The following is a 26,046-nucleotide window of genomic DNA, read 5'->3' on the forward strand; positions in this document are numbered from 1 at the left end:
CGCGCACATAGACTCGCGGCGTGGCAGACATCTCGGTGCGTGGGCGCTTGGCCTTGCGAGCAGCGGCGGCAGCGTCGTGGGCTTCGCAGAAGGCGGGTCGCGGCAAGGGTTCGATGATCGGCGGCCTGATCGCGTTGAAGATCGATCCGTCGATCATGACGCAGCTCGGGCGCGGTCGGCGAACGGTGCTGATCACCGGCACGAACGGTAAGTCGACCACCACCCGGATGACGACCGCCGCGCTCGGCACGCTCGGTGACGTCGCCACCCAGGCCGACGGCGCCAATATGGACGCGGGCATCGTGGCCGCGCTCAGCCTGCACCCGGGTGTGGCGCTGGCCGCGATCGAGGTCGACGAGCTGCACCTGCCGCACGTGAGCGACGCGCTCGATCCGGCCGCCGTGGTGCTGCTCAATCTGAGCCGCGACCAGCTCGATCGGGTCGGCGAGATCAACATGATCGAACGCAAGCTGCGTGCCGGGCTGCTGCGTCATCCCGACACGGTCGTCATCGCCAACTGTGACGACGTGCTGGTGGCTTCCATCGCCTACGACCACCCGAATGTGGTGTGGGTATCGGCGGGCAGCGGCTGGGCCGTCGACGCGACGAGCTGTCCGCGCAGCGGCGAGCCGATCGTCTGGGAGGGCGAGAACTGGCGCTCGACCGGCGCCGATTTCCATCGCCCGCAGCCGGTGTGGTGGCTCGAGGGCGAAGACCTGTGCGGCCCTGACGGTTTCCGCGCTCCGCTGCATCTGGCGCTGCCGGGTCGCGCGAATCGCGGCAATGCCGCGCAGGCGGTGGCCGCGGCGGTCGCGATGGGCGCCGAGCCCGCGAAGGCCACCGATGCCACCGGCACAGTGCGCGAGATCGCGGGCCGCTACCGCACCGTCACCGTCGGCGACCACGACGCGCGGTTGCTGCTGGCCAAGAACCCCGCGGGCTGGCAGGAAGCGCTGTCGATGATCGACCCGGCCTCGGCCGGTCTGGTGATCGCGGTGAACGGTCAGGTGCCCGACGGCGAGGACCTGTCCTGGCTGTGGGACGTGCGGTTCGAGCACTTCGAGGGCGTGCAGGTGGTCGCCTCGGGCGAGCGCGCCACCGATCTCGCCGTGCGCCTCACCTACGCGGGCGTCGAACACACGCTCATCCCGGATCCGGTGCGCGCCATCGCCTCCTGTCCCCCCGGACATGTCGAGGTGCTGGCCAACTACACCGCGTTCCGCGATCTCAACCGTGACCTGGAGGCCCGCAAATGAGCGAGTCAACCCTTCGTATCGGCCTCGTCCTGCCCGACGTGATGGGCACCTACGGCGACGGCGGCAATGCCCTGGTCCTGCGCCAGCGCCTGCGGATGCGGGGCTACGACGCCGAGATCATCGACATCACCCTCGCTGATCCCGTCCCGGATTCCTTCGACATCTACACCCTCGGCGGCGCCGAGGACTCCGCGCAACGCCTGGCCACCCGCCACCTGCAGAAGTACCCCGGCCTCCAGCAGGCCGCCGCCAAGGGCGCACCCGTGCTCGCCATCTGCGCCGCCATCCAGGTGCTCGGCAACTGGTACGAGACCTCGGCGGGCGAAAAGGTGGACGGCGTGAGCCTTTTCGACGTCACCACCTCGCCCCAGAAGGTGCGCGCCATCGGCGAGGTCACCACGACGCCGCTGGTCCCCGGCCTGCAAGCACCCCTCACCGGCTTCGAGAACCACCGGGGTGGCACGACTCTGGGCTCCGATGCCACCCCGCTCGCCCGCGTGACCCGAGGTGTCGGCAACGGCGTGGGCGACGGCACCGAGGGTGTGGTCCAGGGCTCGGTCTTCGGCACCTACCTGCACGGCCCCGCGCTGGCCCGCAACCCCGAGCTGGCCGATCTCCTCATCGCCAAGGCCCTCGGTATCCCCGCCACCGACCTGGCTCCCCTCGACCTTCCCGAGGTCGATCGCCTGCGCAAGGAACGCCTGCGCGCCTGACCCGACAGCGGATCGACGCCGTCGCGCCGACTTCCGCTCATCGCGACTTTTAACCTCCCGTAACCGCTACCTGCGCCGATAGCGTCTCCCTTCGCAGTGCTGGGCGAATCCGCCCGGCACCGGAGGTGAGGAGTGCCGAGGTGACCGCAGTGGTGTCGACCGTGGACGCCGACGAAGCGGCCGGTGCGAAACCCAGCACTGCGAAGGCGCCTCGGCGGGGTGGTTCGGCGCTGGCCGCGGTAGTGGCGCTCGGCGTCGTCCTGGCCGGCTGGACGGTGGTGACGGCGGCCGGATTGGTCGATCCGCTGTATCTGCCGTCGCCGAGGGCGGTGTGGGATGCCTTCGTGCGGGCCAATTCCACGCATCGGATCGCCGACGGCGTGGATCGATTCGTGGTCGGCGAGCAGAACTACTACCTGTGGGAACACCTGCTGGCCAGTCTCCAGCGGATCGCGATCGGAGTGGGCGCGGCGATCGTCGTCGGGCCGCTGGTCGGGTTCGTGATGGGGATGGTCGCGCCGGTGCGGTGGGTCACCGAACCGATCCTGAACTTTTTGCGCGCCCTGCCGCCGCTGGGCTACATCGGTCTGCTGATCGTGTGGTTCGGCATCGGCGACACCGCCAAGATCTGGCTGCTGTTCCTCGCCGCGTTCCCGCCGATCGTCATCGCGACCCTGGACGGCGTGCTCGGCGTCAAACAGGACTACCTGAACGCGGCGCGCGCGCTGGGTGCCGGTCGCGCACAGGTTGTTTCGCTCGTCGTGCTCCCCGCGACGCTGCCCAACGTGATCAGCGGCATCCGCATCGCGACGGCCTTCGCCTGGACCACGGTCGTCGCGGCCGAACTCAACAACGGCATTCCCGGCATCGGCGGTCTCGCGTATATCGCGGGCACGCAACTGAATACGCCGCTCACCATCGCCTGCATCATCGTGATCGGCGTGGCGGCGATGCTGCTCGACGCGGTGATCGTGTTCATCGGCACCAAAGCTGTTCCATGGAAAGGCAAGTCATGACATCCACACTGCGCAAGGTCGCCGCGACCTCGGCCGCGCTCTCCGCCGTCCTCGCAGTCACCGCGGGCTGCGTGGAGTCGGGGCGCGAGGACACCGGCGCGGCCGCGAGCTGCCCGTTCGCCGCCGACCCCAGTGTCACCAGCACGGTCCGCCTCGGTTTCCAGGCCATCCCCAACGGCGACCTGCTGGTGAAGGACCGCAACCTGCTGCAGGCGTGCCTGCCGAACGCGAAGATCACCTGGAGCCAGTTCTCCTCCGGCGCCGATGTGGTGCAGGCCTTCGGCGCGGGCGGCCTCGACATCGGCACGCTCGGCTCCAGCCCCGCCACCAAGGCACTGTCGGCACCGCTGAACCTGCCCGTGCAGGTGGTCTGGATCCACGACGTGATCGGCACCTCGGAATCGCTTGTCGTGCGGGACAAGTCGATCACCACGTTGGCCGGACTGGCCGGCAGGAAGGTGGCGACACCCTTCGGCTCCACCTCCCATTACAGCTTGCTCGCCGCACTCGACAAGGCCGGGCTCACCGGCAAGGTGGAGCTGATCAACCTCGCGCCGGACGCGATTCCCGGTGCGTGGCAGGGCAATCAGATCGACGCGGCCTGGGTCTGGGACCCGACACTGTCCAAACTCACCGCGGCGGGCGGCACAGTGGTCACCAGCAGCGCCGAGACCGCGGCGGCCGGTGCCCCGACCTACGACCTCGCCATCGCCGACACGAAGTTCCTCGCCGGCAACGCCGCGTTCGCGAAGACCTGGGCCAAGGTGCAGGACTATGCCGTCGGTCAGCTGAAGAACCAGCAGGCCGAGGCGGCGGTATCGATCGGCGCGCAGCTGGGCATCGCTCCCGACAAGGTCGTTCCGCAGCTGGCGGGCTACCAGTATCTGCCCGCCGCCGAGCAGGCCGGGGCGAAATACCTGGGCGGCGGCTTCAGCGCGGATCTCACCGGCACCGCGCGATTCCTGTTGAGCCAGGGCGGTATCGCCGCCGTCGGCACCGAGCAGCAGTATCGCGACGGCATCTCCGCCACCGCCGCGGCGGGCGCGGGCTCGTGACCGCGGGGCCGGTGACCGGCGATGCCGAACGGGTGACGTTGACCGGGGTGAGCAAGAGCTACCCCGGCCCCGACGGTGACGTCCAGGTGCTCGCGCCGACCGATCTCACCATCGAACCCGGCGAATTCGTCTGTGTCATCGGCCCTTCCGGCTGCGGAAAGTCGACCCTGCTGAACATCCTCGCCGGCTTCCTCCCGCCGACGTCGGGGCAAGTGCGGGTCGGCGATCGCGTGGTCGACGGACCGGATCCCGACCGTGGCGTGGTCTTCCAGCAGGCGAACCTCTATCCCTGGCTCTCCGTCCGCGGCAATGTCGAGTTCGGTCCGAAGGTCCGTGGAGTGCCGAAGCAGACGCGGCGCGCGCAGGCCCAGCGACTGCTCGAGCTGGTCGGGCTCGACCAGCTCGGCGACCGTAAACCGTACGAACTCTCCGGTGGTCAGCAGCAGCGGGCACAGATCGCCCGCGTCCTGGTCAATGATCCCGGCATCGTTCTCATGGACGAACCCTTCGGCGCCCTCGACGCGTTGACCAGGGAGCGGCTCCAGCGCGAACTGCTCACCCTGTGGCGCGACCGCCGCAAGACCGTCTTCTTCGTCACCCACGGCATCGAGGAAGCCGTTCTCCTCGGCACCCGAATTCTGGTGATGGGGACCGAACCAGGCCGCGTCGTACACGATGTCCGGCCCACGTTCGAAGCTGACGCGGATTTCGCCACGATCCGCGCGCTGCCCGAGTTCAGCGCGCTCCGAGACGAGCTCGCCCGCCACATCTACGCGGCCCACGCCTGATCTAGGCGGTGACGCTCACCTGCCTACGGGTGATGAGCCAGCCGACGAGCGCGGCGAGCGGGAACATCAGCACGCCGTAGACCGCCGCGGGAACGGCCAGCTCGGTGCTGTCGAGCACGCTGATCGCGATGGTGATGGCGATGGTGCTGTTGTGGATGCCGACCTCGAACGAGCAGGCGATGGCCTGACGGTCGGCGACGCCGAGCAGGCGCGGCAGGTAGTAGCCGACCGACAGGCTGATCAGGCAGAACACGACGGTGATGGTGCCGACGTCGGCGAGCGAGTCGGTCAGGGTCTCGCGCTCGCTGACGATGGTGCCGACGATCACCAGCAGCAATGTGATCGCCGACCCGATGCGGACCGGCTTGTCCATCCGGTCCGCGAACTCCGCCGACCAGCGGCGCACCAGCATGCCGAGACCGACCGGAACCAGCACGATGGCGAACACCTGGATCACCTTGCTCAGCTGCAAACCGACGGAACCGTCCTCACCGCTCGGCTCGAAGTAACCGATGGCGAAGTTGGTCACCAGCGGCACGGTGACGACCGCGATGATCGAGTTGACCGCGGTCAGTGACACATTCAGCGCCACGTCGCCACGGAACAGGTGGCTGAACAGGTTCGCGGTGGTCCCGCCGGGCGAGGAGGCGAGCAGCATCATGCCGACCGCCAGGATCGGCGACAGATCGAACAGCAGCACCAGCCCGAACGCGACCACCGGCAGTACCAGCAATTGGCAGGCCAGCGCGATGGCGACGACGCGCGGCGTTTTCGCGATGCGGGCGAAGTCGGCGCCGGTGAGCGAGAGCCCGAGGCCGAACATGATCACCGCCAGCGCCAACGGCAGACCGACAGATACCAGCGGAGAGTTCATAGCCACACACTTCTCGTCGAGCAGTCCGGGTCGAGGTACCGACCGGATTGAGACGCACCGGTCTCAATCTCGAAGAGTAGCTAGCTGTGACGCTCGTCGCAGCGAAATCGACAAGGTATTACCCCGTCGAGACGACAGCCTCCGGCGCGGCGGCATGACTGCCGGTGCACAGATCGTGGACGAAGCGCATCTTCTCCAGCACCCGTTCGGGCAGGACGAAGGGGTACAGGTCGTCGCGGCCCATCGAGCGGTTGACCATGTTCAGCGACCAGGTCAGCGGCAGCCAGAGCTCGATGATCTTGTCGAACCCGGCGCGGCCGATCTGGGGGCGGTCCAGCGTCGCACCCGCCGGGGCGAGTCCGAAGGCGGCCGCCGTGTCGAGGGTGTCACGGATGTGCAGGTAGTGGGCGAAGGTCTCGGCCCAGTCCTCGGCGGCGTGCATCGTGGCGTAGGAGGAGACGTAGTCGCGTTTCCAGCCGCTGGGCGCACCCTGGGAATAGTGGCGGTCCAGCGCCGCCTGGTAGTCGGCGAAGGGATCGCCGAACAGGTCGCGAAAACGTTGCAGGGCAGCGTCGTCGGCGACGAGCACGGAGAAGTAGTAGTGCCCGGTCTCGTGCCGGAAGTGGCCGAGCAGCGTGCGGTACGGCTCGGCCATCTCGATGCGCAACTGCTCGCGGTGCGGGTCGTCGGCCTCGGCCAGGTCGAGGGTGACCACTCCGTCCATATGGCCGGTGAGCACGCCGTCGGTCCGGCTGGACAGCAGATCGAAGGCCAGCCCGTGTTCGGGATCCTCGTCGCGGCCGACGATCGGCAGACCGAGCTCGACCAGCTCGAAGATCAATCGCCGTTTGGCCGTTTCGGCTTCGGCGAACGCGGCGAGGCCGTCGGTGTCGGTGTCGTTGGGCCTGGTCCTGGTGAGCTTGCACGACACGCACAGGCCGGGACCGGACGCGTCACCGTCGACCAGCCAATTGCACTGCGCCACATGCAGGTTGTCGCACAGGCGGAAGCGATCGCTGTCGACGACGCCGGCCACGTGGTCGATCGCCTCGTCGCTCGGCGGGTCACCGATCACCACCAGTGCCCGTTCACCCAGGCTGAAACCCAGTGCGCTGCGGCACGATAGGCAGACAGAGTTCTCGAAAGCCAGCTGCTGGCCACAATTCGGACAGACGAAATCACGCACGGACTACACCTCCACCGGGGCTACATCGACCGATACCTTGATTGTGGACTGCTTCGCGTCGGTGTAGATGATGCCACGCAACGGCGGAACGTCCTGGTAATCGCGACCCCACGCCACCGTCACGTACCGCTCGTCGGCGAACTGGTCGTTGGTGGGGTCGAAAGCGATCCAGCGACCGGTGCGATCGGTGTCGTCGGCGCCGGGCAGCCAGACCGCGGCCCACGCGTGGGTGGCGTCGACGCCGACCATGCGTTCCTTGCCCGGCGGCGGGTCGGTGGCGAGGTAGCCGGAGACGTAGCGTGCGGCCAGCCCCTGTGCGCGCAGGCACGCCGCGCCGATTCGGGCGAAGTCCTGGCAGACGCCTTCGCGGGCGGCGAACACGTCGGCCACGCTGGTGCTCACCGTCGTGGACCCCGAGCGGTACTGGAAGTCGTTGTGGATGCGCGTGTTCAGCTCGGTCACGGCTTCGAGCAGCGGCCTGCCCGGCGGGAAACTCTCCACGGCGTACGCGACGACGTCGGGGGTGATCTCGGGCGGGAGCAGGTCGAGGGTGAACTCGACGGCCAGCGGTCCGGTGGCAGAGGTAGGACGCGCGGACTCCCATGGCATGTCGGCACCCGGCAGCGCCGCCGGGTCCTCGCCGTCGACATCGATGAGGGACTCGCCGGTGACCTCGAGGTTGCGATGCTCGGAGGTCACGTGGAAATACGTCGTCGTGTTGCCGTAGACATCGGTGCCCACCGAGCGGTCCGAGGGCACCGGGTCGATGTAGATCTCGTGCTCGAGCAGGCGCTGACCCGGATATTCGCGCGGGGTGAGGTACGCGCGACCGTAGGAGCTGGTCACCTCGTCGGAGTAGCTGTAGGTGGTGCGGTGCACCACCATGTATCGCCGGGTCATCCGACCATCCTGGTATTACCCCAGAGAGGCTGGATACCCAGCGGGACAGTGAGTTTGGTGGTCTCGAACGATTCGGCCAGCTTGCGCAGTCGCAAGTGCACCCCCTCCATCAGTTCCACCAGTTCGGTGCGCACGCCGTCGTCGTCGGTGTGTTCCAGGTCGGCCGGGTCGACGCGGCGCAGCATGCGCTGGGCGTCGGCGAGCAGGCGCTGCGAACGCGAGGCGCCGGAACCACCGGGTAGCGCCTGGAAGTCGGCCTCGAGACGGTCGAGCTGATAGATCAGCGACCGCGGGTTGCCCGGGTCGAACAGCAGCAGTCCCGCGAGCGCGGCCACGTGCGCCGAACCACGATGGCGGCGACGGTAACTCACCGCCGACTCGGTGGCGGTGAGCACGGCCTCCGCGACCACCCCTTGCACTTCGGCCGAACTCCGTCGCCCCAGTGCCGCATTGATCAGCGACGTCACGGCCAGCCCGCGCTCGATCCGTTTGCCGATGTCCATGACGTACCAGCCGGTGTCGCGCACCAGTGACTCCGCGCCGATCCCCGACAGCGACAGCAGCGCCGCCAGCGTCAGCGAATGCACCGACGACAACGCCGTCTCCTGTTCGGTACTGGCACTGCGGAATTCGGCCAGTGCGCGGTCGACGGCACCGATGATCATCCAGGTGTCACCGGACAGCTGATCGCGCACCGCCCGTGCGGCGGACCCGTAGTGATCCACCGCGTACGACAACGAACCGGCCAGCTCACGGTCACCGGTCAACGAAGCCAGGTACCCGAACCCCTCGGCCGACGCTCCGGCCACCGCCCGTCGCGCGGCCACACCGTCCTGACCGCTGGAATCCATGGCTCGATGGGTGAACTGACCCTGCGCCTGTCGCGACCGCGCGAGCACCGGCTCAGGCTCGGGGGCCGGCACCGGCTCCGAACCACGCTCCGGCGTGACACCGGTGGTGCGCAGCGCGCGGGCCAGGGCACTGGTCCCCGCCCGCTCCCACGGCGCCTCGGCCTCGGCCTCGGGTTCAGGCTCATCCGCTGTGGGCTGATCCCGACCAGCGGACTGGCTCTGCCCCGCCGACTTCGGTTCAGCGGGCGCATCGTGCTGCACCACGCCCGTTCCTGCCTCTTCGCTGGACGAGGACCGCGATGACCGCGTCGCCGCCGGATCGGCCGCTTCGGCGCCTACCGAATCACGGTGCCCAGCATCCGGATTCGGACCTTCGGGCGCGGGTCCGTCACCGGATCGCACGGCCACCAGCTGACCGATTCCGTTGGGCAGCACCGACTGTGGAGCGACGGTGCCCGTGGTGATCGACAGGGCACGCATGAGGATCGGCAAGGCTTCGGCGCCATCGAGCCACGGCCGGTAGCGATAGTCCTGATAGACGTCATGGGTGGCGGCGAGCAAGCGGACCACCGACTCGGCGCGTTCGCTGTAGCGGCCCATCCAGAACAGGTCGTTGAGCACGCGCGGCGAGCTGATCGCCTCGACGACCGGTACCGCCCGGCGCAACCGTTCCTCGTGCGGCGCTTCGGAACTCGCCGCGGGAACCGTGGCCGGAGCCGCGCGGACCCACACGTCCTTCGCGGCCACCTTGATCACGCTGCGGGTCGGTTCGAGCCGCATGCGCTGCTGACCGAGACCACCCGACATCGCCGTATAGCTGCCCCGTCTGGCCAGCGAGAACAACCGCATGCCCACCGGCGCCGGCGCCAGCCCCGCCGGGCCGTCGACCGCGGGCGCGACCGAGAACTCGGCGGGCTCCTGCCCGACCCACTTCCATCGCTCGACCTCGATCCGGGCGGCGAGATCGGCGCGCTCGGCGGCCGACAGGCTCGGTCCGAAGATCGTCGAGCCGTCGACAGCGGAGCGGATCACCAGGTCACCGACATGCGACACCAGGTGCGCGCGCTCGGTATCGTCGCCGCCCCAATAGGTGGGGGTGGCATCGAGCAGCAGATCCTCGCCGAGTACCGAGCGGGCGATGCGCGGCAGGAACGGGCTCAGCGCGGGCGATTCCAGCAGCCCGCTACCGAGGGTGTTCACCACCGTCACCGCACCGCGGCGCAGCACCTCGACCAACCCGACCACACCGAGCCGCGAATCGGGGCGCAGATCCAGCGGGTCGGAGAATTCGGCGTCGACACGCCGCAACACCACGTCGACCCGTTCCAAGCTGCCGAGCGAGCGCATCCACAGCGCACCGTCGCGCACCACCAGATCGGAACTCTCCACCAGCGGGAACCCGAGCATCTGCGCGAGATAAGCCTGGTCGAAGGCGGTTTCGGAATGCGAACCCGGGCTGAGTACGACGACGACCGGCTCTTCCCCATCGGCCAGTTCGGGCGCCGCCTCCTCGAGCATCAACCGCATGGCCCGCGCGAACGGGCTGAGCGGACGCGGTCCCGCGTGCTCGAAAGCCTCGGGAATGGCCGAAGCCACCACACGACGGTCGGCCAGCGCGTACCCGGCGCCCGAGGGTGCCTGCGCCCAGTCGGCGAGCACCCGGAACTGCCCGTCACTCCACCGGCTGATGTCGCAGGCGTGCAGGAACAATTGGTGGGTGCCGGGGATCGTGATGCCGTGCGCGGCCCGCACGTACCCGGTATTGCCGAACACCACCTCCGGCGGCAACAGGCCCGAACTCAGCAGCCTGCGCGGGCCGTAGACGTCGGTGAGCACCTCGTCGAGTACCAGCGAGCGCTGCACCAGGCCGGTTTCCAGGCGGGTCCAGTCCTCGGCGGACACCAGCAGCGGAATCGGGTCAAGACGCCACGGTTGCGGTATCGCGGTGTCGTCATCGCCGCCCAGGCCGACCTCGGTGTAGGTGACACCGTCGTCCTCGATCTGCCTGCGCACCCGGTGATCGATCCGGTCGATCCCGCCGATCCCCTGGTCGATGAAGTCGGCCGACAGCTCCGACCACATCGACCGCACCCGCCCACGCCCGTCGACCAATTCGTCGTAATAGCCCCTGGTCGGCCTGCCGCACTCGTCGAAGCGCGCCCCCGCCGAACTGTCAGCCCGATACCGCGCGAACTGCTCGGCGACCTGAGCGCGAACGCCCGATCCCGGCCGATTCCCGCCCCGTTGCGCTTCATCGCGCTGAGCCACCGAGCCTCCTGTGTTTATTTGCGGCTGGCGCCGCGGGGTTTTGCGGCCCCGATTGTCCCGATTCTTCCCTCCTCCGGTCAGTCCGGAATCGGGACGGCCGCAAAACCCAAAGCCGGTGCCTTCCATCGGTTGATCGACCAGATCGGTCTGCGGGACGACCGAGCGTTCGGTGGCGCGGCGATCCTTTCGACTACTGGCCCCACACTGTTCGCGCGCGGCGTAGGTCCAGGATGCCTGGTGCGCCGACATCGGTCGACTGTGCCGCGATCTTCGCACGGAGTTCGGCGGGATCCATCGGGTTCACCGTATGACCGGCGGCCTCGAAACGGCGGTTGCGGCGCGACTGGGCGGCGACGGCGTTGACGGGTGCGTCGTCATAGGCGCGGCCGCCGGGGTGCACGACGTGGTAGGTGCAGCCGCCACGGGAAATGCCCGTCGCGACGTCTATCAGGTCGAACACCAGGGGGGCGTCGACGGTGATCGAGGGGTGCAGGGAGTTCGGCGGCTGCCAGGCGCGGTAGCGCACGCCCGCCACCTGCACATCGGATTTGTCGGTGGCCAACAGCGGAACCGGCATGCCGTTGCAGGTCAGGACGTAGCGGCCACGGTCGGCGCCGACCAGTCGCACCTGCAACCGTTCCACCGAGGAGTCCACGTAACGCGCGGTGCCCTGGCCGGTGGTCTGTTCGCCGAGGGTGAGCCAGGGTTCGATCGCCCCGCGCAGTTCCAGCTCCGCCTCGCCGATCATGGCGGTGCCGATACGGGGGAAGCGGAATTCGGTGAAGGGGTCGAGCCAGGCGGTGTCGAAGTCGACGCCCGCCGCGCGCAGGTCGGCGGCCACTTCGGCGATGTCGTTCATCAGGAAGTGCGGCAGCAGATAGCGGCCGTGCAGGTTCGACCCGTGCCGGATCAGCGGCGCGCGCAGCGGCTTGTCCCAGAACATCGCGACCAGGCCGCGCACCAGCAGCGATTGCACCATCGCCATCTGGAAATGCGGCGGCATCTCGAAGCCGCGCAGTTCGAGCAGCCCGAGCCGGCCGCGCGCGGAGTCGGGGCTGTACAGCTTGTCGATGCAGAACTCGGCGCGGTGGGTGTTGCCGGTGAGGTCGGTGAGCAGATGACGCAGCGCGCGATCGATATGCCACGGGGCCGACTGGATTTCGTACGGCGTCGGCCCGTGGGCTTGCTCGGCGGTGAGCCTGGCGACCTCGGCGAAGGCGATCTCGAGTTCGTAGAGCGCACCTTCGCGACCCTCGTCCGCGCGGGGCGCCTGCGAGGTCGGGCCGACGAAACGACCCGCGAACAGGTACGACAGCGCTGGATGACGCTGCCAGTAGGTGAGCATGGAGACCAGCAGGTCGGGGCGGCGCAGCATCGGCGAACGCGCCGGGGTGACCCCGCCGAGGGTGATGTGGTTGCCGCCGCCGGTGCCACCGTGCGTGCCGTCCACGTCGAACGACTCGGTGCTCAGCCGGGCGAGCCTGGCCTGCTCGTAGAGGGTGTTCAGCACCTCGGCCTGCTCGGCGAACGAGCTGGTGGGCATGATGTTCACCTCGATCACGCCCGGGTCGGGCGTCACCGAGAACGTCTGTAGCCGTGCGTCACTCGGCGGGGCGTAGCCCTCCAGCACCACCGGCTGCCCGATCGCCACCGCGGCCGCCTCGACCTTGGCGATCAGATCGAGGAAGTCGTCGAGCTCGGTGACCGGCGGCAGGAACACGTGCAGCCGCCCCTGCCTGACCTCGGCGACCAGCGCGGTCGTCGGCGTGAAATCGGCGGGCTCCACCGCGGCGGGCGGCTCGGCCCGTTCCGCGCGCAGCGGTTTCTGGTAGAGCGGGTCGCTGTCGGGCAGGATCGGCGGCGCGTGCCAGGACACCGACCCGATCGGAAGGCGAAGTCCGGCAGGCGAATCACCATCGGCCAACACGATCCGGCCGCGGCCGCCCTCGGCACGCCCGCGACGCAGCTGCCAGTCGGCACTGGCCCAGCCCGCGCCGTCGGCCCGTCGATGAATCGGCAGCACATACGCCGACGGCTGATCGACCGACTCCTCCAGGCTCTCGAGCAATACCCGCCGCACCTCGGGCGAGTCCTCGGCCGGATCGATGTCGGCGGGCGGCGGATCGCCGTACGGCGCGCTCACGGTCGCCGCCAACCGCGCCAGCGGATCCTCGAACGCGGGCCGCACCTGTCCATCGGGCAACCCCAGGGTGCCCGCGATCTCGGCGATCAGCGCCTTGGCCGCGCCGATATCGGCAGCGGGCGCCCGGTCGGGGATCACCCCGGCGGCCGAGTTGATCGGCTGCGAACGGGCGAGCTGGATGGGCGGGTAGGCCGACGGCGGCGCACTCGCCTTGTCCTTCTTCCCGCGAAGTTTGCTCTTCCGCAGCACTTTTCGCAGTGGGGCCTCGGCCTTCTCGGCAGCCTTGGCCGACTCCTCGGCTTCCTTCGTCGGCTCCTCGGCCTTCTCCGCCTCCTCGGCCTTCTTCGCCTCCTCGGCCTTCTTCGCGGGGCGAACGGAACCGCCGGCTTCAGCGCTGGCCTGCTGACTCTCCGCGGCCCGGCGGTGTTCGGCGGCGACGAACTCGACGGGCTCGTCGATCAGCGCCGGTCCGTCGTCGAACTCCACCACCTCCAGGTCCGCGGCCTCGACAGCAGGTTCCGCCGTTTCCACGAGATCGGCCTCGTCGACCACCTCGATACCGACCGGCTCGCTGTCACGCAGGACATCGTCATCGTCGGCGAGCCCCAGCGCGACGACAGCGGCAGCGAGTTCGTCACCGCCCACCCGACGGCGCGCGTCGAAGACCGCGACCATGTCGACCGGGCCCACAGGGGGTAGCTGCGCATCGAGCACCGACACCGCGTCGACCGGCCCCGGCACGTCATCGACCACGTTCACGCCGGACTCGTCCGCCAGGCCCAGCGCGACAACAGCGGTCGCGACCTCGGCGCCGGCGGGGGCGTAGCCGTTCGAGTGCCCGGCGGTCTCGGCGACCGGCTTCACCGGCGTGTGCTGCGAAATCGGTGTCCACGGGTCGGTGAGCAGGTCCTGACGCTGCCAGACCGGCTCGCCATCGGCCCGCCACGCGATCGCGATCTCCCAGCGGGGCAACGGTTCTCCGGGATACCACTTGCCCTGGCGATACTGCACGATGCCGGTGGGCGCGTAGATCGCGCGGAGCCTGTCGGCCAGGTCGACGGCGCGCTCACGTTTGTGCCTGCCGTCGGCGTCGGTGGTCCACTGGGCGCTCACCTGGTCGTCGATGGAGACGAAGGTGGGCTCGCCGCCCATGGTGAGGCCCACATCGGCCGCGGCCATCCGCGCGTCGATCGCGGCACCGGAGGCGACGATGCGGTCCCACTGGGAATCGGTATAGGGCAGCGTGACTCGCGGATCCTCGTGGATACGGCGAACCACGTTGCTGAAGTCGAGGGTGGCCTCGGTGATCCCGGTCGCCCCCGTGATCGGGGCGGCGGCGCCGGGATGCGGGGTGGCGGCGAGTGGGATGTGGCCCTCGCCCGCGAACAGTCCGGAGGTGGGATCCATCCCGACCCAGCCCGCGCCGGGCAGATAGACCTCGGTCCAGGCGTGCAGGTCGGTGAAGTCGGCGGCCGGGCCCGACGGGCCGTCCAGCGAGGGCACGTCGGAGGTGAGCTGGACCAGGTAGCCGGAGACGAAGCGGGCGGCCAGCCCCAGCTCACGCAGCACGCCGACCAGCAGCCAGGCCGAGTCGCGGCAGGACCCGAGCGCGGTGCGCAAGGTGTGATCGGGTGTCTGCACACCCGCCTCCATGCGCACGGTGTAGTCGACCGAATTGCGCAGCGCGTAGTTGAGCTCCACGAGGTAGTCGATGGCACGGGTCCGGCCCTGCGGCCGGTGTACCCGCGCCCATTCCCGCAACAACTCGCCAGGGCCGCTGCCCGGTTCCGCCTCGTCGACGCGCCGCAGATAGGGCGCGAGATCCTCGGCGAGTGCGGTGTCGTACTCGAACGGGAAGAACTCCGCGTAATCCTCGATGAAGAAGTCGAACGGGTTGACCACTTCGAGGTCGGCGATCAACCCCACGGTGATCGACAACTCCTTGGTCGGATTCGGAAACACCAGGCGTGCAACGAAATTGCCGAATGCGTCCTGCTGCCAGTTGACGAAGTGCTCGGCCGGCGACACCTCGAGCGAATACGCCTCGATGGGCGTGCGCGAGTGCGGCGCGGGGCGCAACCGCACTTCATGCGGATGCACCTCGACGAGACGATCGAAGGAGTATGCCGTGCGGTGCTCGAGTGACACCTTGATGCCCATCCACCAAGTGGACCACACTCCCCCGACACCGCGCGGGCCGACGAAACCTGAGTTTCCCGACCGGCCCCCCTTTCGAAACACGCTGGTAATAGCGCGGGGCAGGGACCACATCGATTACCGCCGACTCCGCTCCCCGTAGGCTGGCCGGGTGAGCTACGACCACATCCTCCTGCCGTCCGGCGTCGCCAGCTCTGTCGACGAGATCGACGCGTACCTGGCCGCCCAGGAAGGCGTGACCGAGTCCGCATCGATCGCCGAGATCGCGGCCGAGCTGAACGCGCGCAACGCCGAACTGCCGGTGGACGACTCGTTCCTCAGCGTCGAATCCGTCGGCGGCCCCAGCGGCGACACGCTCTACATCCCCTCGCCGTACGACGCCATCGGCTTCGTCCGCAATCTGCTCTTCGACCTCGCCACCCCGCGCGGCTACGCCGTCTACGATCCGCAGCTGACCTGGCTCATCGACCCGGCAGGCCACATCCCGATCAACGTCACACACGGCGGCGCGGGCGAATTCCCCTATCTCACCGAGGAATTGGCCCACCACTGGGTGGCCGGACTCGCCGCGCCCAACCCGTATCTCATCGTCGAGCAGGGCGAACAGCGCTACATCCAGACCTATCGCGACCCGAACGGGCCCTACACCCTCGAATATCGCGACGGCGGCCCCGACCGGCATTTCGGCACGACCCTCGACGACCCGGCGCAGGTCGCCCGCATCATCTGGGAGTGGGCCAACGGCAAGCCCGCCACCACCGACGGCGTCGCCTGGACCCGCGTCGAGCTCTGATCCCGGGACGGACGTGACCGGCGGCGACCAGCGCGCCTGCCCGATCCGTCCTACAGCGTCCGCCTGCCGGACAGTGCCCGTCCGAGGGTCAGTTCGTCGGCGAATTCCAGGTCGCCGCCCATCGGCAGCCCGGAGGCCAACCGGGTGACGGTGAGCCCGGGGAAATCGCGCAGCATCCGCACGAGATAGGTGGCCGTCGCCTCGCCCTCGGTATTCGGATCGGTCGCGATGATCACCTCGCTCACATCGATGCCGTCCTCCTGATTGCCGATGCGGGTGAGCAGTTCCCTGATCCGCAGCTGATCCGGCCCGACGCCGCTGAGCGGATCGAGCGCACCACCGAGCACGTGGTAGCGACCACGGAACTCGCGGGTGCGCTCGATCGCCTGCACATCCTTGGGTTCCTCGACCACACAGATCATCGTGCGGTCGCGGCGTGGGTCGGCACAGATCCGGCACAGCTCACCATCGGCGACGGTGCCGCACGACACACAGAACTGGACGCCGTCGCGCACCTTCTGCAGAGCGGCCTGCAGCCTGTCGATATCCGGCGGCTCCACCTGCAGCAGATGAAAAGCGATGCGCTGTGCGCTCTTCGGACCGACGCCCGGCAGTTTGCCCAGCTCGTCGATCAGATCCTGAACCGGCCCCTCATACATCAGAAGTCGGGCAGACCGGGCATCGAGCCGCCGCCGAGACCCTGTGACAGCGGGCCGAGGCGCTCGGCCGCGAGCTGCTGCGCATTGGCCATCGCGTCGTTGATCGCACCGATGACCAGGTCCTGCAGTCCGTCGACGTCCTCCGGATCGACCACCTTCGGGTCGATCGTCAGCGCGATCACCTCGCCGCTGACCTTGATCGTGGCCTGCACCAGACCGCCGCCGGCCTGACCCGCCACCTCGGTCTCGGCGAGCTCGGCCTGCGCCTGCATCACTGCCTGCTGCATCTGCTGAGCCTGAGCGAGCAGTGCCTGCATATCGAACTGACCATCACCGGGTTGCACAACACTCCTGTGTTTTTGGCGGCTGACGCCGCGGGGTTTTCGGCCCTGGGGGCCTCGCACCCGAGGGACGATACTGCGCCTTCGGCATTCCGTCTCGCCCCTCGGGTGCGAGGCGGCCGAAAACCGTGGGGTACGTCGGGTGCGGGGCATGGCCGCGTGCGGTAGCCAGTTTAGTCGTGGGAAACGGTCACTGAAACGATGACTCCGCCGGGGAATCGATCATACGATCGTGCTAGCTCGGGCAATGATTCAGCAATCTCTAGGAGATCAGATGAATGCATCCTGTGCGCGCCTGGCATCGATATCAGCCGTGTTCGCGTCCGTCGCCAGCCTGCTTCTTCTCGCACCCACCGCCGCATCGGCCGATTCCGGAACCGACATCACGAACTATGGCAACGGCTGCGTTCTCGACCCCGGCAATCGGGCGGCGACCGTTGATTCGCTGCGCTTTCGCTGCAGTGTCACCCAGCAGGACCAGATCTACCGCGACGCGCAGGCGGGCGCGGTGGCCAACGGCCTGACCAACGGCTGGGTGACACGCCCGCCGCAACTCGGAGCGGCCGCACCGGCGCTGTGGATCGGCAAAGTGTTCCGCACCGGGCCCGACGGCGGCACACTGACCAACCGGGTCACCGGGGCCGGGATCGAGGCGTTTCCCGCCGATGTCTATCGAGCACCGTCGATCCTCGACGGCGCCCCCACCTGGGCGCTGAACTACGCGCCGTCACCCACTCCGCAGGTCTACGACGAGATCCGCGAGGTCACCCCTGGCGTCTGGTTCGGCTATTCGTGGTGGCGCGAGGGCTCGTGGCCACTGCTCGCCGCCTTCGTGCTGACGCCCGCCTGATCGGTTCTTGACCCTCCACCCGCTGGAGGGTGTTCCCTGGATCTCATGACAGCAACCGTGGCGATCGGCGAGTTCGCCCGCCTCACCCATCTGAGCGTCAAGACGCTGCGGTACTACCACGAGATCGAGCTACTCGAGCCCGCCGCCGTAGACGCGGGCACCGGCTATCGCCGATATTCCACCGACCAGGTGGAGCGGGCGCATCTGATCCGCCGCCTGCGCGACCTGGACATGCCGCTCCCGGAGATCCGCACCGTGCTCGCCACCGCGGATCCCGCCGAGCGTGACACCACCCTGCGGGCGCACCTCACCAGGATGGAGGCGGCGCTGCAACGCACCCGCGAGGTGGTGGTCTCGCTGCGCGCCCTGCTCACCGCACCCCCGCTGCCGATCGAGGTCGACTACCGGATCGAGCCCGCCTTCACGGCGCTCACGGTCACCGACCGGGTCGAGCGCACCGCCATCGCCGACTGGTGCGGCACGGCGTTCGAGCAGCTGTACACGATCCTGCTGGCGTCCGGTGTCGACCCGGGAGGCGTTGCGGGCGCGACGTATTCGAACGAGTTCTTCACCGAGGACAACGGCGAGGTCACCGCGTACGTGCCGCTGCTGCCCGGTGCCTATTTCGTCCCCACCCGGGGCTTCGCCATCGTCGACTTTCCCGCCCGCCACTTCGCCGTGGCGGTGCACGACGGCCCGTTCGAGGACTTCGACCGCACCTACGGCGCACTCGGCAGCCACGTCGCCGAGCACGGCACCGCACTGCCCGACGAGCCGGTCCGCGAGCGCTACCTCGTGGGACCCGACATCACCGATAACCCGGCCGACTACCGCACCGAAGTGTGCTGGCCGATCACCGAAGGAGAGATCTGATGACCATCGCCCTGGCGAACATCACCATGGACTGCCACAACGCCACGGCCCAGGCCGAGTTCTACGCGCAACTGCTCGACGTACCCGTCGACCCGGAGGCCTCGCAGTTCTTCGCCACCGTCGGCAAATCCGCCGGTCTCGCCCCGATCCTGATGTTCATTCAGGTCCCCGACAAGACACCCGGCAAGAACGTGGTCCATCTGGACTTCCACACAGCCGAGTGGGCCGAGTACATCGAGCGCGCGATCAGCCTGGGCGCCAAGCACATCGGCGACTTCGACGAGTACGGGATCCAGTGGACCACCCTCGCCGACCCCGAAGGAAACCTCTTCGACATCGGCAAGGACTGACCTACTGCGGTGAACTGAGCTCAGGCCAGTTCACGCGAGAGGTTGCCCAGGACCTCGGCCTGGATCTTCTTCAGGCCGAGCGGGGCGAAGATGCCCTCGAAGATGCCCGAGATGCCGCCCGCACCCTTCCAGGTGGTCTCGACGGTGACCTTCGAGCCGGCGCCGTCGGGGGTGACGGTCCAGGTGTTGACCATGGTGGAGTTGGCGTCGCGCTCGGTGAGAACCGAATCGGCCACCGTCACGGTCGCGCGCACGTTGCGTGAGCGCTTCTCGGTGGCCTGCAGCGTCCACTCCACCACGGTGCCCGCTCCGTTGCCGCCCTCGACAACCTTGTAGTCGCGGTAGTGCGAGGAAAGAATGCGCGGCCGGATCGTCTCGTAGTCGCCGATCGCGGCGAGCGTGCGCTGCGGATCCGCGGCGACGACGATCGAACTGCTGGCGCTGACCTGTCCCACTGTTGACTCCTTGCTGGGGGTGTGGCGATATCTCGACCGGGTTACATCCTGCCCTGTCCCCGACCGCTTCTCCCGACCAGGTTCGGGCCGTGCGGGAACATGTGCGTGACATTTTGTCGCGGCGCGCAAGTATCCGGTGGCCCGGCGGACATGGTCGTACTAGCGTCAAAGGGGTGGCAGTGAGTCTTTTGGGTAGGGCTGGTCACGAACCGGCCACACGCGAGTCCGGATACGCCGCGCATCGAGCGGGAGTGGAGCGACTGCTGGAAAGCTATCGCGCCATCCCACCCGGTGCCGTCGTCCGGCTGGCGAAGAAGACATCGAACTTGTTCCGGGCCAGGGCGGCACCCACCGCGCCCGGTCTCGACGTGTCCGGCCTCGGGCAGGTGATCGCGGTAGACCCGCAGGCCCGCACGGCCGACGTCGCGGGCATGACCACCTATGAGGACCTGGTGGCGGCCACCCTCCCCTACGGGCTGGCGCCGCTGGTGGTGCCCCAGCTCAAGACCATCACCCTGGGCGGGGCGGTGACCGGTCTCGGCATCGAATCCACCTCGTTCCGCAACGGTCTACCCCACGAATCCGTCCTGGAAATGGACATTTTGACCGGGGCCGGGGAGATCGTCACCGCGACACCGACCGGCGAGCACGCCGACCTGTTCCACGGCTTCCCCAACTCCTACGGCACTCTCGGATACTCCGTCCGGCTGAAGATCGAACTCGAACCCGTCCTGCCGTTCGTGGAATTGCGGCACGTGCGCTTCCACGACCTGCGCGAACTGGAAGCCGAACTCGATCGGATCGTCGTCGAACGCCGCTTCCAGGACGAAGCTGTCGACTACATCGACGGCGTGGTGTTCAGCGCGAACGAGAGCTACCTGACCCTTGGTCGCCAGACCGACGAGCCCGGCCCGGTCAGCGACTACACCGGCATGGACATCTTCTACCGCTCCCTGCAGCACGCCGACGGCGTGATCCGGGACCGGCTGACCGTTCACGATTACCTGTGGCGCTGGGACACCGACTGGTTCTGGTGCTCGCGCGCGTTCGGCGCGCAGAACCCGAAGATCCGCAGGCTCTGGCCGAAGTCGCGCCGGCGCAGCAGTTTCTACTGGAAACTGGTCGCGCTCGACCGCAAGTACCACATCGATGACCGCAGGCAGGCCCGCAAGGGCAACCCGCCGCAGGAACGCGTCGTGCAGGACATCGAGGTGCCGGTCCAGCACACCGCCGACTTCGTCGAATGGTTCCTGCGGGAAATACCCATCGAGCCGATCTGGTTGTGCCCATTGCGCTTGCGTGCGCTCGACGACGCGCCGGCGACGGACGGTGCGCGTCCGTGGCCGCTGTATCCGCTCGAACCACAGCGCACCTACGTCAATGTCGGATTCTGGTCGGCGGTGCCGACCGAGCGAGGTCAACCGGAAGGGGCGGCCAACCGCGCCATCGAGAAGATCGTGTCCGCGTTCGACGGACACAAGTCGCTCTACTCGGACTCCTACTACGACGAGGCCGAGTTCGCCGAGCTCTACGGCGGCGACACCTATACCGAACTGAAGACCCGTTACGACCCGGACCAACGACTGCTGAATCTGTATTCGAAGGCGGTGCAACGCAAGTGACGACATTCAAGGACCGATCCGAGGTATTGGCCGAGCTGGGCACCCGGCTCAATATCGCCGAGGTCGTCGAGAGCCTCGTAGACGGCGAAATCCCCGTCCGCCTGACCGCCTACGACGGCAGCGCGACCGGCCCGGAGGACGCGCCCTACGCGCTCGAGATCAAGACCCCACGCGGCATCAACTACCTGGCAGGCGCCCCCGGCGACCTCGGCATGGCACGGGCCTATATCGCCGGCGACATGATCGCCGAGGGCGTGCATCCCGGCGACCCGTACGACATCTTGAAAGCCATGCAGGACATGAAGTTCCATCGTCCTTCGGCATTGTCGCTGGTCACCATCGCGCGCTCGCTGGGCTGGGAGCGGCTCAAGCCGATCGCGCCCCCGCCGCAGGAAACGCTGCCGCGCTGGCGCCGGATCGCGCTGGAAGGCTTGCGCCACTCCAAGACTCGCGATGCCGAGGCGATCCACCACCACTACGACGTCTCCAACAAGTTCTACGAGTACGTCCTCGGCCCGTCGATGACCTACACCTGTGCGGTGTACGGCGACGAGGACTGGACGCTCGAGCAGGCACAGGAGAACAAGTACCGGCTGATCTTCGAGAAGCTGCGCCTGAAGAAAGGCGACCGGCTGCTCGATATCGGCTGTGGCTGGGGCGGCATGGTCCGCTATGCGGCGCGCCGTGGCGTGAAGGTGATCGGGGCGACGCTATCGGCCGAACAGGCCGCCTGGGCACAGCAGAAGATCGCCGAGGAAGGTCTCAGCGAGCTCGCCGAGGTTCGGCACAGCGACTACCGCGACATCCCCGAGGGCGAATTCGACGCGGTCTCCTCGATCGGCCTCACCGAGCACATCGGTGTGCACAACTACCCGTTCTACTTCGGCTACATCAAGGACAAGCTGCGGGTGGGCGGCCTGTTCCTCAACCACTGCATCACCCGCCACGACAACACCCGCACCACCAAGGCGGGCGATTTCATCGACCGCTACGTGTTCCCCGACGGGGAGCTGATCGGCTCCGGACGTATCATCTCCGATATCCAGAACGTCGGCCTCGAGGTACTGCACGAGGAGAATCTGCGCGAGCACTACGCGCTGACGCTGCACGAGTGGTGCAAGAACCTGGTCGCCAATTGGGACGCGGCCGTCGCCGAGGTCGGCGAGGGCACCGCCAAGGTGTGGGGCCTGTACATGGCGGGATGCCGGCTCGGCTTCCAGCGCAACGTGATCCAGCTGCACCATGTACTCGGCGTGAAGCTCGATGCGAACGGCGCCTGGGACGTCCCGTTGCGCCCCTGGTGGCAGCCGTAGGTCGCTGATCGCGGCCCGGGCTGCCGGGCCGCGATCAGGCCAGTAATTCGTCGAGGAAGTGACCGGGCAGGGCGCGCAGGATCGGATGGTCCTGCCCGTCATGGGATTGCGTGCGCAGCACGTGGAGCAGGCCGACGACCCCCGGCCCCGCGTCCAGCAGCGGTCTGGTCCAGCCCAGTTCGGCGCAGGTGCGCAGGACCGGAAGCACCAGCCCGGTCGCCTCCCCGACCCACCCCGCCGACGCGAGACACTCCGCGAGCAGCAAGGTCGCGTCCAATTCCGCCCGGGGACGGCCCTGTTCGAGTGTTTTCGCGTAGATCACCCGCGCATGGCGGGCCGCGCGATCATCAGCACGCAGCCGCTGCTCGGCCAGTAGCCTCCGAATGTCGGCGATGGCCCGCGCCTCGGTGATCAGCGCGGCGGCGCCCTTCTTGCGCCGTGCGCCGTTACCGGAGCTGTCGGGAACGAAGGTGTCTTCGCCGGTGGGGAATCCGAGCCTGGCCCGCTCGGCCCGCACATGCGCGTCCAGGCGAGCCAAGCCGTTCTCCGCGGCCACTCGCGCGCCTTCGTCGAGGCGGGCCGAGGCGGTGTACTGATCGCCGAGAGCCGCCTTCACCCTGGCACCGACCACGAAGGTCGCGATCAGGAAGTCGACGGGACCGACCCGGGTGACCAGCTCGTGGCTCTCGTCGAGGAGCCGATCGGCCAGCGCCAGATCGCCACGGCGATAGGCCACTTCGCCGAGCAGGGCGGCCGCGATCCGTGCGGCGTCCGAGCGCGGCCCCGACTTGGTGCGCGCTGCCTCGTATGCCTGCTCGAAAGAGGTGGTGGCGGAGGCGATGTCGAGTTGCTCGTAGGCGGCGTCGCCCAGCGCGCACAGCCCGAATACCGGACCGAGTGGGTCCTTGGACTGTGTGTGATAGTCGGCGGCCCAGTCCTGGAGCTCGGTCACCGCGCTGAAGTCGAACTCGCACAGCCGAACGAACGACATCAGATTCGCGGCGGTCGACACCGTCCAGGCGGGCAGGTCGCCGGGTTCCTCCAGAATGGGCACCAGACTGTCGGCCACCTCGGCGATGTCGTCGTGGGCTACCCGGTCGGCGGCGTCCAGCACCGTTGCCACACAGCGCTGTTCGGTCAGTTCCGGTTCACCGGACGAACTGCGGGCCAGCAGATTCGAGAGCCGGCCGAGCGCGTTGCGGGCGGTCCCCGTCTGCTGCATGTTCATATTCGCCCTGGCCACCGCCATCAACAGCTTCGACCGTGAGGTCACTTGCTGCACAGGTAGTTTCGAGACGGTACCGAGCAGGGTGGCGAGCCGGGATCCGTCGATCAGGTCCATGCCGCCGCTCTCGAGCAGGTCGGCGGCGAGTTTGAGATCGGTCGCGGCCAGCGCGTGATCCACCGACTTGCGCAGCAGTTGATGCTCGGCGTACCAGCGAGCGGCCTTGCGGTGCAGGGCTTTCGAACGTCCGGGATGTTCACGGTCGAGACGGGCGCGCAGATGCTCGGCGAACAGCGGTTGCATCCGGTACCACTCCGGATCGTGCTGGATCCGATGCAGGAAGAGCTCACGCTGCTCGGCCTGCTCCAGCATCGCCGCACCATCGGGGACGTCGGCGAGCAGCCCGGCCAGTGACCCGTTCACCCGCTCGACCACCGAGATCGCCATCAGGAACTCCAGCTGCTCGGGCGCCAGCGCGTCGAGCACGTTCTCGGCGAGATACTCGCGCATCCCGTGCCCGCCCTCGGCGAGCGAGGCGAGCAACTGGGCCGGATCGGCCTTACCGCGCAAGGTGAGGCTCACCAGCTGGATCGCGGCGGGCCAGCCGTCGGTCGCGAGGTGGATCTGTTCGACCTGCTCGTCGGTGAGCGCGAAACCGTTGCGCTCCACCAGGATCTGCCGGGTCTCCGATTCGGTGAGCCGCAGCGCGGCCGCGTCCAGCTCGACGAGTTCGTCGCGCACCCGCAACCTGCTGATCGGCAGGCCGGATTGATCGCGGCTGGTGATGACGAACCGCACGTGGTGGCAGCCGTTGTCGAGCAGGGTCGCCATCGCGCGTTGCACGCCGGGATCGCGTACCCGGTGCCAGTCGTCCACCACGACGACCACCGGGCGCCCGCTCGCGTGGATCTCGTCGATCAGGGTGGCGATCACATAGGCGACCGCGTCGGCGGGCCGCTCCTCCAGCACCTGCTCCAGACCCGCGCCGACATCGGGGCGCACCCGGCGGATGGCCTCGATGAGGTGGGCGAGGAACCAGATTTCGCTGTCGTCGTCCTGGTCGACGCCCAGCCACGCCACCGGAATGTCGCGGGTGGCCAGGTCGGCGCGCCACTGCGTGGCGATGGTGCTCTTGCCGAAACCGGCGGGCGCGTGGATCAGGGCGAGTCGGCGCTCGCCGCCCTCCCGCAGCACGTCGAGCAGGCGCTGGCGCGGGAAGGGTTCGCGTGCGGGCGTGGGCGGGCGGAATTTGGTGGCGGCGGTCGGCGGAAACGTGCCGGTCGTCGAGCTCGGCATGGGCACCGAGGCGCCTGCGGCCTGCAGGGTCAGCGGCCAGCTGCGGCGGCCGGTGACCGACTTCAGGACCTCCGGGGCGTCATCGGTGGTCTCCTCGGAGTCGAGCAATGCCATTTCGTCGGGCATCTGGCCGTGCGCGCGCTGCACGTCGCGGAGCAGTTCGCCGAACTCGTAGGCCGAGGCCGGGCGGTCGGCGGGCTCGGGGGACATGGCCCGTTCGATCACTTCCGCCACGTCGCCGGGGATGTCCTGGGCGCGCAGGTCGGGGACGTGCTGGGTGGTGATGCGCAGGAATTGCGCGACCACCTTCTCCCCCGCCTGGCGTTCGAACGCGGCATGGCCGGTCAGCAGGGCGAACAGGGTCGCGCCGAGGCCGTAGACATCAGACTGCACGGTCGGTTCACTGCCCCTGAGCAGTTCCGGCGCGGTGAACGCGGGCGAACCGGTGATCAAGCTGCTCGACGTCTGGAATCCGCCGGGGATGCGGGCGATGCCGAAGTCGGTGAGTTGCGGTTCGCCATACCCGCTGATCAGCACGTTCGCCGGTTTCACATCCCGGTGCAGGATGCCCGCCCGATGCGCCGATTCGATCGCCGCGGCCAGCTTCACTCCGGCGCGCAGGGTGTCCGACCAGGTCAGCGGGCCACGATCGTGGATGAGGCGTTCGAGCGAGCCGCGCGAGGCGTAGGGCATCACGATCAGCGGCAGCCCGGTCTCGGTCACGTCGACCTGCAGGATGTCGACGATATTCGGATGTCCGGACAGCCTGCCCATCGCCTGTTCCTCGCGCAGGAACCGTTCCCGGCTCTCCACATCGATCTCCGAGGACAACACCTTCACCGCGACCACGCGATCCAGCGCCGGCTGCAATGCGCGGTACACCACGCCGAATCCGCCGCGCCCGATCTCCTTGGCCCCCGTGAGTCCCATGGCATCGAGTTCCGCGATCACGGCCTCGTCGGGTACCCCCGGCGCCACCGCCCGCTGCGTATTCAGCCCCACCGGCGCCGCCTCGGCCAGGCCGCGCTCCATACGCGTCTGCTCCGGATCCATGTGACCACC

General features: G+C 68.4%; 20 protein-coding genes. 11 read left to right on the forward strand and 9 right to left on the reverse strand.

Annotated elements, in window-relative coordinates; all coding sequences use genetic code 11:
- The first annotated feature begins 20 nt into the window (after positions 1-20).
- The 5 genes from ACWF99_RS18220 (at position 21) to ACWF99_RS18240 (ending at position 4,828) form a co-directional block, all read left to right on the forward strand.
- On the forward strand, positions 21-1,256 hold the full coding sequence (locus ACWF99_RS18220; RefSeq protein WP_378638645.1) for a MurT ligase domain-containing protein: 1,236 nt from the start codon (positions 21-23) through the stop codon (positions 1,254-1,256).
- Positions 1,253-1,969, forward strand: coding sequence for a type 1 glutamine amidotransferase (locus ACWF99_RS18225; protein ID WP_452536924.1), 717 nt, complete (start codon positions 1,253-1,255; stop codon positions 1,967-1,969). Before ACWF99_RS18220 ends, ACWF99_RS18225 begins: the two co-directional genes overlap by 4 nt.
- Positions 1,970-2,118: 149 nt before the next feature.
- A complete protein-coding gene (locus ACWF99_RS18230; protein WP_378638693.1) occupies positions 2,119-2,985 on the forward strand; it encodes an ABC transporter permease in 867 nt (288 codons plus the stop codon).
- A complete protein-coding gene (locus tag ACWF99_RS18235; RefSeq protein WP_452536926.1) occupies positions 2,982-4,040 on the forward strand; it encodes a taurine ABC transporter substrate-binding protein in 1,059 nt (352 codons plus the stop codon). Before ACWF99_RS18230 ends, ACWF99_RS18235 begins: the two co-directional genes overlap by 4 nt.
- Positions 4,037-4,828: an ABC transporter ATP-binding protein gene (locus tag ACWF99_RS18240; RefSeq protein WP_452536928.1), complete on the forward strand. Its 792-nt coding sequence runs from the start codon at positions 4,037-4,039 to the stop codon at positions 4,826-4,828. Before ACWF99_RS18235 ends, ACWF99_RS18240 begins: the two co-directional genes overlap by 4 nt.
- 1 nt (position 4,829) lies before the next feature.
- On the opposite strand, the gene ACWF99_RS18245 is transcribed toward ACWF99_RS18240, so the two are convergent.
- The 5 genes from ACWF99_RS18245 to ACWF99_RS18265 all read right to left on the reverse strand — a co-directional run bounded on the left by ACWF99_RS18245 (position 4,830) and on the right by ACWF99_RS18265 (position 15,210).
- A complete protein-coding gene (locus ACWF99_RS18245) occupies positions 4,830-5,702 on the reverse strand; it encodes a bile acid:sodium symporter family protein (protein ID WP_452536930.1) in 873 nt (290 codons plus the stop codon).
- A gap of 118 nt (positions 5,703-5,820) precedes the next feature.
- Positions 5,821-6,888 (reverse strand): zinc-binding metallopeptidase family protein, encoded by a 1,068-nt coding sequence (locus tag ACWF99_RS18250; protein ID WP_378638632.1) that lies wholly within the window; start codon positions 6,886-6,888, stop codon positions 5,821-5,823.
- A 3-nt stretch (positions 6,889-6,891) separates the two neighbouring features.
- The gene (locus ACWF99_RS18255) at positions 6,892-7,788 is read right to left on the reverse strand and encodes a transglutaminase family protein (protein ID WP_378660951.1); all 897 of its coding nucleotides are present in this window, start codon (positions 7,786-7,788) and stop codon (positions 6,892-6,894) included.
- Entirely contained in the window at positions 7,785-10,907 is a 3,123-nt protein-coding gene (locus ACWF99_RS18260; protein ID WP_452536931.1) for a circularly permuted type 2 ATP-grasp protein, read from the reverse strand. Before ACWF99_RS18260 ends, ACWF99_RS18255 begins: the two co-directional genes overlap by 4 nt.
- Before the next feature lie 190 nt (positions 10,908-11,097).
- Positions 11,098-15,210: a transglutaminase family protein gene (locus ACWF99_RS18265; protein ID WP_452536932.1), complete on the reverse strand. Its 4,113-nt coding sequence runs from the start codon at positions 15,208-15,210 to the stop codon at positions 11,098-11,100.
- 148 nt (positions 15,211-15,358) lie between these two features.
- On the opposite strand from ACWF99_RS18265, the gene ACWF99_RS18270 reads away from it, so the two are divergent.
- Positions 15,359-16,000 (forward strand): hypothetical protein, encoded by a 642-nt coding sequence (locus ACWF99_RS18270; RefSeq protein ID WP_378638622.1) that lies wholly within the window; start codon positions 15,359-15,361, stop codon positions 15,998-16,000.
- 50 nt (positions 16,001-16,050) lie between these two features.
- On the opposite strand, the gene recR is transcribed toward ACWF99_RS18270, so the two are convergent.
- Together recR and ACWF99_RS18280 are read right to left on the reverse strand one after the other, a co-directional pair.
- Positions 16,051-16,659 carry a recombination mediator RecR gene (recR, locus tag ACWF99_RS18275; protein WP_056822003.1) on the reverse strand — a complete coding sequence of 203 codons (609 nt, stop codon included), beginning with the start codon at positions 16,657-16,659 and terminating at the stop codon, positions 16,051-16,053.
- A complete protein-coding gene (locus ACWF99_RS18280) occupies positions 16,659-16,976 on the reverse strand; it encodes a YbaB/EbfC family nucleoid-associated protein (protein ID WP_228536936.1) in 318 nt (105 codons plus the stop codon). Before ACWF99_RS18280 ends, recR begins: the two co-directional genes overlap by 1 nt.
- A gap of 298 nt (positions 16,977-17,274) precedes the next feature.
- Here ACWF99_RS18280 and ACWF99_RS18285 point away from each other — a divergent pair, with 298 nt between their 5' ends.
- Genes ACWF99_RS18285 through ACWF99_RS18295 form a run of 3 tightly spaced genes read left to right on the forward strand, consistent with a single transcriptional unit; the run spans position 17,275 to position 19,073 of the window.
- The gene (locus ACWF99_RS18285) at positions 17,275-17,850 is read left to right on the forward strand and encodes a hypothetical protein (RefSeq protein WP_378660940.1); all 576 of its coding nucleotides are present in this window, start codon (positions 17,275-17,277) and stop codon (positions 17,848-17,850) included.
- Between the two features lie 45 nt (positions 17,851-17,895).
- Positions 17,896-18,723: a MerR family transcriptional regulator gene (locus ACWF99_RS18290; protein WP_452536933.1), complete on the forward strand. Its 828-nt coding sequence runs from the start codon at positions 17,896-17,898 to the stop codon at positions 18,721-18,723.
- Positions 18,723-19,073 carry a VOC family protein gene (locus tag ACWF99_RS18295; protein WP_378638614.1) on the forward strand — a complete coding sequence of 117 codons (351 nt, stop codon included), beginning with the start codon at positions 18,723-18,725 and terminating at the stop codon, positions 19,071-19,073. The genes ACWF99_RS18290 and ACWF99_RS18295 overlap by 1 nt, the downstream gene beginning before the upstream one ends.
- A gap of 20 nt (positions 19,074-19,093) precedes the next feature.
- On the opposite strand, the gene ACWF99_RS18300 is transcribed toward ACWF99_RS18295, so the two are convergent.
- Entirely contained in the window at positions 19,094-19,528 is a 435-nt protein-coding gene (locus tag ACWF99_RS18300; protein ID WP_378638612.1) for an SRPBCC family protein, read from the reverse strand.
- Between the two features lie 179 nt (positions 19,529-19,707).
- On the opposite strand from ACWF99_RS18300, the gene ACWF99_RS18305 reads away from it, so the two are divergent.
- Together ACWF99_RS18305 and ACWF99_RS18310 are read left to right on the forward strand one after the other, a co-directional pair.
- A complete protein-coding gene (locus ACWF99_RS18305; RefSeq protein ID WP_378660935.1) occupies positions 19,708-21,150 on the forward strand; it encodes an FAD-binding oxidoreductase in 1,443 nt (480 codons plus the stop codon).
- On the forward strand, positions 21,147-22,463 hold the full coding sequence (locus ACWF99_RS18310) for a class I SAM-dependent methyltransferase (protein ID WP_452536934.1): 1,317 nt from the start codon (positions 21,147-21,149) through the stop codon (positions 22,461-22,463). Before ACWF99_RS18305 ends, ACWF99_RS18310 begins: the two co-directional genes overlap by 4 nt.
- 34 nt (positions 22,464-22,497) lie before the next feature.
- On the opposite strand, the gene ACWF99_RS18315 is transcribed toward ACWF99_RS18310, so the two are convergent.
- Positions 22,498-26,037: a protein kinase domain-containing protein gene (locus ACWF99_RS18315; RefSeq protein WP_378638606.1), complete on the reverse strand. Its 3,540-nt coding sequence runs from the start codon at positions 26,035-26,037 to the stop codon at positions 22,498-22,500.
- Positions 26,038-26,046 lie beyond the last annotated feature (9 nt).

The organism is Nocardia sp. NPDC055002 (assembly GCF_053608825.1).